Raw genomic sequence first — 8,021 nt, 5'->3', positions numbered from 1 at the left:
TATAGTACCTCCGAATAGAGGTACCATTAGATCAGAAATTTAATTAAATTGGTATTATACATTCCACGTTAGTTTAGTTCGTTAATGAGAATTCAATATGTCTAAAAAATATCTCTTGTCGCTGTTTGTTTTCTGTTCTTCTGCTTCTTTTGCCCATACGACTCACATTCTTAATGGTTACTGGCAATATGATGATTATCTTAATGCTCATCCTAAGCAAAAAATCTTAACCGAGCGTCTTGGTGAGGAAGTTCGTAAGCTGCCAACACCATTAATTGGCAAACAGGAGAAACCAATCACTATCTCGGTGGTTTACCCCGGCCAGCAAGTCTCTGACTATTGGGTTCGCAATATCAAAGCGTTTGAGGTTCGCCTTGATAAGCTCGGCATCCGTTATAGTATTAATCAAGTGTTTACCCGTCCAAATATCGATGCTAGACAGCAAAGTCGGTCGTTACTTGATGCGGTTCAAAATAACACGGATTACCTTATCTTTACTTTGGACACGACTCGGCATCGTAAGTTTATTGAACATGTAATCAGCGCGACCAAAACTAAACTAATTTTACAAAATATCACCACGCCAGTCAGAGCATGGGAAGGACGCCAACCTTTTATTTACGTTGGCTTTGACCATGTAATAGGAACAAAACTTCTGTACGATTATTATAAGAGGGAAGCGCCAGAGGGAAGCAAATATTCGGTACTCTATTTTTCTGAAGGGTATGTCAGTGATGCACGTGGTGATACGTTTATCGAAGCGATGAGTTATGACAACCGCTACCAGCTATCTTCTTCGTTCTACACTAAAGCAACCCGTCAGTCTGGTTATGAAGCTGCTAAGTTAGCATTGGACAAAGACAACGCGCTGAGTTTTCTTTACGCGTGTTCAACTGACGTCGCGCTTGGCGCTGTTGATGCAATAAAAGAACTCGGCAGAGAAGAGGTACTCGTCAACGGTTGGGGAGGAGGTACAGCAGAGCTAGACGCAATCAAAACTGGAGCCTTACAAGTGACCGCAATGCGTATGAATGATGATACGGGGATCGCGATGGCTGAAGCGATAAAATGGGATCTCGAAGGTAAAGAGGTTCCACAAGTCTATTCAGGAGAGTTTGAGTTAGTCACCAGCGAAGACAGTCACAGTAAGATAGAACAGTTGAAGCAACGGGCGTTTCGTTATTCGGATCAATAACGGTATATCATGATTAATAGACACCAGCGAAAACGCCACTTAGCAGAATTACTGACACGTTCAGTCTTTCTTATGATTGCCGTGTTGATTGTGGTCATCGCAGTGCAAAATTATCAGGTCAATCAAGAAATTGTCTCGCAAGAAATCGCGCGTAGTAAACAGCAGACACAAAGTCTAGTCCAAAAAATCTTTACTCATCGTTTGAAGTCATTAGTGATCCAGCAAGAAAGCCATGGTCGTAACACTTACCTACTCAAAGCGTTAGCCAACGACGAGAATGTTTCACTGAATCGGTTTTTTAACGGGATCGATCAGGTCTCATCTGGTCTTTCTCCTGACTTTCGTTTTGTTGTGCGCGATTCAGAATTGGTTTGGGATGATGCCAATGTTGGTTTTTATGGTATCTCGCCCCAATCGCTCGAGACATTCTCGACTGGAATGACAATAGGTTCCGGTTGGTACATCTCGCAGGTATCATCAAGTCAAGGAATGCGCTACGTGATGCTGCGTCGTGCCCCTGTCATCGATCAAGAAAGTGGTGAAGTAGTTGGCATATTATTTATTGGTGTGGTACTCAACAATAACTTTGAGCTGATCAACTCCCTGCTTCAAGGAGGGAATGCTGATGTGATTCTACTTGCGGTCGGAACTCAGGTGATCGCCACCAGCACGAAAAATAAAGACATGCAGCATATCGAATGGTTGGAGCAATACTCAAATTCGCTGACTGCAAGTCGTTACATGGTCTCTCGAACTGATATCGTGGTTGATGGCGTTCCGACATTTTTATCTATCTACACCATTCAAGATAACATCAATGTGGTTGATTTTGTGCGTAGTCACTATTTATGGGTGGTTGCGACAATTTTATTGTTGTTTGCGATCGCTTTCATAACAAGAGTTTGGCTGGCAAAACGCATTTCTCATGAATTAAATAAGTTAATTAAATACACGGAGTCGATTATCGAGCAGCGTGAGCTTACCCGTTTTCATGGGGCAAAAATCAAAGAGTTTGATCAACTTGGCCACTCATTTCATCACGCACTTAAACGACTTAATGAGCAAGAGCAGCAATTCTCGGATCTGTTTAATTATTCTCTTACGCCAATTACGCTTTGGAGTATTAATGGTGAGTTAGTGCGTTTCAATCGTGCGAGTGAAGGTAGTTTTCACACAGAATCTGCCACTGAGCAACTTATCGTTAAACTTAAATCTCACATTCACAAGTGTTCTCAGGGCGCGCCCCTGACTGGTGTTAACACCACCATCAATGGGTCTACCTACCGTTGGAATATTTCTCCTATTCTCCGTGATGGCAAGGTCGAGCAGGTGATGGCTCAGGGACAAGATATAACAAGCTTTGTTGAGGCTCAAAAACAAAGTAAAGCAGCGCGCCTACAAGCTGAAGAAACCGCTCGTGTTCGCGCGGATTTCTTAGCGAAGATGAGTCATGAATTAAGAACACCACTCAACGGAATCTTGGGGGTTTCGCAGTTACTTAAAAGCCGAATGATTAACGCTCAAGACAAAGAGCATATGGATGTATTGTGCAACAGTGGCGAGCATCTTCTGGCTGTACTCAACGACATCTTAGATTTTTCTAAGATTGAGCAAGGTAAGTTTCATATAGAACATTCAACCTTTAAGTTGTTAGAGTTAACGGTTGCCGTTGAAAAAATATTTCAACCACTGTGTCATGACAAAAGGGTCGAATTCATCGTTGCCCATAAAAATCTTTCCGATCTTTATGTGCATAGTGACCAAGTTCGACTTAACCAAATTATTTTTAATTTGGTCAGTAATGCAGTGAAATTTACCCATCAAGGTAAGATTGAAGTCATGATCAGTGCTGACACTTCTCAGCAGCAGTGCGACTTAAGCATTGAGGTGAAAGATTCGGGAATCGGTATCGAGAAAAATCGCTTAGATGATATCTTTGAACCATTTGTTCAAGCAGAGTCAACGACAATACGAGAATATGGTGGTAGTGGTCTGGGGTTAGCGATTGTGCATAGTTTAGTGACCATTCTTGGTGGCCAAATTTCATTAACCAGTGCAGTTAATAAAGGAACTCATTTCATTGTAACCGTGCCACTAAAACTCACCAGCCATAGCGACTTGATTGAAGTATCAAATAGCTTAATTATTGAACCTCACTTGTTATTTGACCAAACGGTCAATGTTTTATTGGTCGAGGATAATCATACTAATGCCTTTATCGCTAAAGCATTTTGTGAAAAATATCGCATGAAAGTGACCTGGGTTCAGGATGGACTAAGCGCTATCGACTATTTACAGCAAGAGCCTAATGTCGACTTAATCCTGATGGATAACCAGTTGCCAAGTTTAGGCGGCATTGCGGCAACAGAAATCATTCGTGATGAGCTCAATCTCGCTATTCCTATCTACGCTTGTACTGCTGATGGAATGGAAGAAACCAAACAAGAGTTTCTCCGTGCGGGGGCAGATTATGTAATAGTGAAACCGATCAAAGAACTGGCTCTTAACAAAGCGCTGATCCATTTTAAACAGCGCTATTGCCATACCGATCATTAATTCACAGCCGATGTTACCTTGCGAGCTTTTGGTGAGCGCGAGAAAAATGACCGGCGCAAAACGCACCAACGATGGAAAGCTCTCCGGCAAGACATAGTGACGCGGCCACTTCGGCCAGAGCCTGCGCATTGCCACTACCATATAAGCCCAGAATATCTAAACACGCTTTTTGACTGGGAAGTCCAGTTCCACCGCCAACCGTACCTAGCATTAAATTCGGCAAGGTGACGCTGGCATAAAGATCGCCGCTTGACGCCATTTCCATACGCGTCATTCCTATTGCCGACTCAGAAACACAAGCGGCATCTTGACCACAAGCGATATATAGTGCAGCGAGGGCATTGGCATAATGGGCATTGACGCCAATACTGCCGCTTAGCGCCGCGCCTGTCGTCGTCACCTGACCAAAGCGCACCATCTTTTCTGGTGTCGTATGTAGGTATTTTGCGACCAACGGCTTCGAAAGTTGCACTTCAGCCGTCACTTTTCTGCCACGGACATGCCGCAATGTATAGGCGTTGGCTTTTTTATCGCCTGATAGATTACCATCTAAAAATGCTTCTCGCGGGACGATTGGCGAGTGAGCGAGAATGTATTGAAACACTTCATTAGTCGCAATGGTGACCATGTTTTGCCCTGACGCATCACCAGTGTGGTATTCAAAAATCAAGTAAACCTGATTGCCTTCGATATTAACATTGATGTCTTGAAGCTTGCCGTGCGAAGTGGTTGATTGAGCCAACTGTTTAAAGGCATCATATTGCCCAACCACCCAAGCCACAAACTGCCCGGCATCAATTAGACTATCAAATAAGAATGCAGGAGTACGCGTCACACCTTCGTTGATCAGCATGGCACTGGCGCCTCCTGCTGCGGTGATCAACTGCGCGCCACGGTTATACGAGGCTACTAACGCCGCTTCGGTCGTGGCAAGTGGTACCAAATAATCACTGTTTGCATATAAGCCATTGACGCGTAGTGGCCCTGCAATGCCAACGGGTACTTTGACCGTACCGATAAAGTGCTCAATGTTTTTGTTGTAGCTTTGTGCGTGAAGCTTTGTTTGCTGATCAAGCAACAGAGATGAGTCTGTGCAGGAATCAAGCTTCTGCCAACGTTTTGTCATGGCCTTATCGGAAATATAGGGGCTTGGTGTTAACCGCTGCGTTGGACGATGAAATTTAGGACTGAGCTTTTGTTCTAATGTTAGGGCATTATCGTTTGCGGTTAAGAGTGGATGTTGCGATAGGTGTGAGATATTTAGTTTCGGCATTACAAGTTAACACGATAAGTTTGCCAGCATTCTAACCGAACTTGGCGTGAACTCAACCACTGCTTAAAATTCGGCAACAATTTACGCGGATTAAATGTGGATATCGAGCAGGGAGCCAATCATCTCTTGATCACGTTGAATCACGTTAGTTCCGATTTGACTATAGCGTTCAGCACTAGAAAGCTTTGTTAGTGACTCTATTTCAGAAGCAGAGGGGAGTGGCGCTTTGAATTCTACTTGATTAAATTGGTAGCTGTTGTCTTTCGGCATTGATTGCATTTGCTGCTGACGCTGAATTTCAGCCGCAGCATCTTCCGCCATCTTCGATGACATATCAACAATCTGATAACCTGATTGAATAGATGATACTGACATACAACACCTCTCTGTTTATAGTTTAAGATCAGTTTGCATAATGAGCAAGTTGTGCTAAGAAAACAGACTCGAAATCATTTGCATCTCTTCGTCACTGATGAGCGAGCTTTGTGTGCCGTTGAGTGTACGATTAATCACACCTTGTAATGCTCTTAGTTGTTGTGGGCTCAGTGTCTTGAGCTGAGATTTCATCAATTCAAACTGTTGCGGTGTTATGTCTGTACGCTCGTTAAATGGTCGTGTTACATTCTTATACAGGTAAGAGACATCTCCATTCATTATCTTGTTCCTGTCAATATTGTTAATAAATAGACTAAACGAAAACGAATTGAGTGGTGTTGGGATTCTGTTTAGATTATGTCCGAAAACTGTTAAGTAACAACCGTGTCTATTGGTGTCATTTAGGTTGTTGAGTACTCGGTTTGACGCGAACGGCAAACTTACTGGCTAATGAGTGTAGCTCAGGAAGCATGCGATAGATTAGGTGAAGCTGCTGCAACACCATACGCACGGAACTGTCATCATCATCACGCCATTGTGCCAAACGAGTCTCAGTGACAGGGTCACTGATGTTTGAAGTATTGCATTCTTCACTATGTTGATTTAACTGCTTAAATAGAATATCCAAGTGTTGATGGATAACCCTGTGTGCATCCAAGATCAGTTTGTGAGTAGTGTCATCAACAATTTGGGTCCTATGTGCGCCTAGGGCCGATATATAACTTAGCAATGCGTGGTTTAGCGTAAGAAAGCGGTAACTTTCATCAATAGCCGAAACATAGCGTCCTGGTTCGGCGAGCATAGAGCTGATCGCTAAAGTAAGATTGGCGTCTTGGTTATGAGCATTGCGTCGAGCAATCCGATAACTAAGACTGTCATTTTTACCAATTCGATATTGACCAATGATATGAGCTAAATAAGATTGATTAGCGGCAATGGCGTCGGCCATGACCTTATGCAAACGCTTAGACTGCCAGTCGGGAAAAATGGTGGTAACGGCAACTACGGCAAGGACACAGCCGATTAAGGTATCAGTAATACGTGGCAAGATAACGTCAAAGCCTTCACCTAACTGACTAAAACAAAACAACACCAATACAGTGATGAAGCCTGTAGCGTAGCCGTAGTTTGCTAAGCGAAATGCGAAAAAGGCGACCCCTGAAATCACAATTAAAACTAGCTGGCTTTCTTGAGAAGGCAGTATCGCTAACAGCGGCGCCCCAACAAGTAGGCCAGCAAAGGTACCAATAACACGGGCAACCAGTTTTTGTCTTGTGGCACTGTAGTTAGGTTGACAAACGAATAATGTCGTCAACAATATCCAGTATCCACGTTCAATATCAAACATTTGGATGATGCCGTAGCCGATGGTGAGCGCAATTGACATTCTAACCGCATGACGAAATAACATCGAATCGCGACTAAAATTGGCTGAAATACGCTGCCACATGGCTTTAATTCCATGAGCCTCAGTATCATCTAACATACCCTCTTCAAGTTTATTGATATCGGGATTGTTGACGTTGCTTAGTTGCTTTTCTACTGTCGCAAGGTTGCTAAACAGATAACCGAGCTGTGCCAATAATGATCGCCATGACGGTTGATTTTGTTGCTGAAGGTGTTGCAGCGAGTTTTGCAGCTCATCAAGTGCGATAATCGAGTCACCAGTGTGTTGGTACTCGTTGCCTAGACGGATAGCTTCAGCGATTTGCCGACATGACTTTGCTTGAGACTCAAGGAGATGTTTAAAACGAAACAAGACATCGGTGCGAGCAAAATGCTCGGCGAGTTCTTGATAACGATAGTGAGTTGAACTAATTCGTTCATGAATATCTTGAGCTAAAAAATAGGTATTGAGGAAGCGGTCGCTGGCACTATCAACGTGGCCACGTTTTGAACGGCTTAAAAAAATCGCTTTGCATTGGTTTAAAGCACTAACGGTTACAGCGTTAAGTCGAGCCTCTTCAAGTCGATAAGGCTGAGGGGTTAAATTGGCCACGGGATAAAACAACTGACTTTTCGAGTCAAGGTAGTTGGCGAGGTGCTCAAAAACACGTGCCAGACTGTGTTGGACGGGCTGCATAGGTGCAATTAAGTACCAAATCATCGACACTAAGTAATACCAAGTGGCACCGGCCAGTAACATCAGTGGTTGAAACCAAATGTTAGTGCTTTGATCGGCACCAAGCATGGCATAGATAGCAATCAATAGTGAACCAAATGCAATACTCGCATAGCGTGGCCCGATCGCGCCGAGCATGATGAATGCGAACGTCGAGGAAAATAGGCCAACAGCAAATAACCATGGGGTGTCGAACAGAATTTCTATCGAGAAGGCGGCAATGGCAAAACAAATCAAGGTCAATAGCTGAGACTTGAGCCGCCCAGTAAAACTTTCGTCACTTTCGGACAGCGCCGCGGCAATGACACCTAAAATAAGCGGTACGATCAAGGTGTTAAGATTAAGGTACCAAGTAGGAATAACCACACCCAGCAAGGTCACAAAGATGAGAAGGCTGTAGTTAATGGTCTGATTGGCCCATAAGTGGCGTAGTTGACTTAAATAATTCACTTAAATTGTACTTATTACCGACAGAGAATGTGTACATTAACAGAGCTGAT

At 43.5% G+C, this 8,021-nt stretch carries 6 protein-coding genes; 2 read left to right on the top strand and 4 right to left on the bottom strand.

Annotated elements, in window-relative coordinates:
- Positions 1 to 97 precede the first annotated feature (97 nt).
- Positions 98 to 1,195 carry an autoinducer 2-binding periplasmic protein LuxP gene (locus tag CDZ87_RS13445; protein WP_100754008.1) on the top strand — a complete coding sequence of 366 codons (1,098 nt, stop codon included), beginning with the start codon at positions 98 to 100 and terminating at the stop codon, positions 1,193 to 1,195.
- 9 nt (positions 1,196 to 1,204) lie between these two features.
- The gene (gene luxQ, locus CDZ87_RS13440; protein ID WP_100754007.1) at positions 1,205 to 3,751 is read left to right on the top strand and encodes a quorum-sensing autoinducer 2 sensor kinase/phosphatase LuxQ; all 2,547 of its coding nucleotides are present in this window, start codon (positions 1,205 to 1,207) and stop codon (positions 3,749 to 3,751) included.
- A gap of 13 nt (positions 3,752 to 3,764) precedes the next feature.
- On the opposite strand, the gene CDZ87_RS13435 is transcribed toward luxQ, so the two are convergent.
- The 4 genes from CDZ87_RS13435 to yccS form a co-directional block, all read right to left on the bottom strand.
- Positions 3,765 to 5,024, bottom strand: a complete 1,260-nt coding sequence (locus tag CDZ87_RS13435; RefSeq protein ID WP_100754006.1) for a hydroxymethylglutaryl-CoA reductase — start codon at positions 5,022 to 5,024, stop codon at positions 3,765 to 3,767.
- 90 nt (positions 5,025 to 5,114) lie between these two features.
- Positions 5,115 to 5,399: a hypothetical protein gene (locus CDZ87_RS13430; protein WP_100754005.1), complete on the bottom strand. Its 285-nt coding sequence runs from the start codon at positions 5,397 to 5,399 to the stop codon at positions 5,115 to 5,117.
- Between the two features lie 54 nt (positions 5,400 to 5,453).
- Positions 5,454 to 5,678, bottom strand: a complete 225-nt coding sequence (locus CDZ87_RS13425) for a hypothetical protein (protein ID WP_100754004.1) — start codon at positions 5,676 to 5,678, stop codon at positions 5,454 to 5,456.
- Positions 5,679 to 5,796: 118 nt separating this feature from the next.
- The gene (gene yccS / locus CDZ87_RS13420) at positions 5,797 to 7,971 is read right to left on the bottom strand and encodes a YccS family putative transporter (RefSeq protein ID WP_100754003.1); all 2,175 of its coding nucleotides are present in this window, start codon (positions 7,969 to 7,971) and stop codon (positions 5,797 to 5,799) included.
- Between the last annotated feature and the right edge of the window lie 50 nt (positions 7,972 to 8,021).

The organism is Vibrio salilacus (assembly GCF_002811245.1).
In the GTDB taxonomy this organism is placed as follows: domain Bacteria; phylum Pseudomonadota; class Gammaproteobacteria; order Enterobacterales; family Vibrionaceae; genus Vibrio; species Vibrio salilacus.
This window is presented reverse-complemented; position numbering and strand designations above follow the sequence as displayed.

Coding starts and splice junctions, on each gene's coding strand:
- CDZ87_RS13445 (WP_100754008.1), top strand. CDS start 98: ATGTCTAAAAAATATCTCTTGTCGCTGTTTGTTTTCTGTTCTTCTGCT.
- luxQ (WP_100754007.1), top strand. CDS start 1,205: ATGATTAATAGACACCAGCGAAAACGCCACTTAGCAGAATTACTGACA.
- CDZ87_RS13435 (WP_100754006.1), bottom strand. CDS start 5,024: ATGCCGAAACTAAATATCTCACACCTATCGCAACATCCACTCTTAACC.
- CDZ87_RS13430 (WP_100754005.1), bottom strand. CDS start 5,399: ATGTCAGTATCATCTATTCAATCAGGTTATCAGATTGTTGATATGTCA.
- CDZ87_RS13425 (WP_100754004.1), bottom strand. CDS start 5,678: ATGAATGGAGATGTCTCTTACCTGTATAAGAATGTAACACGACCATTT.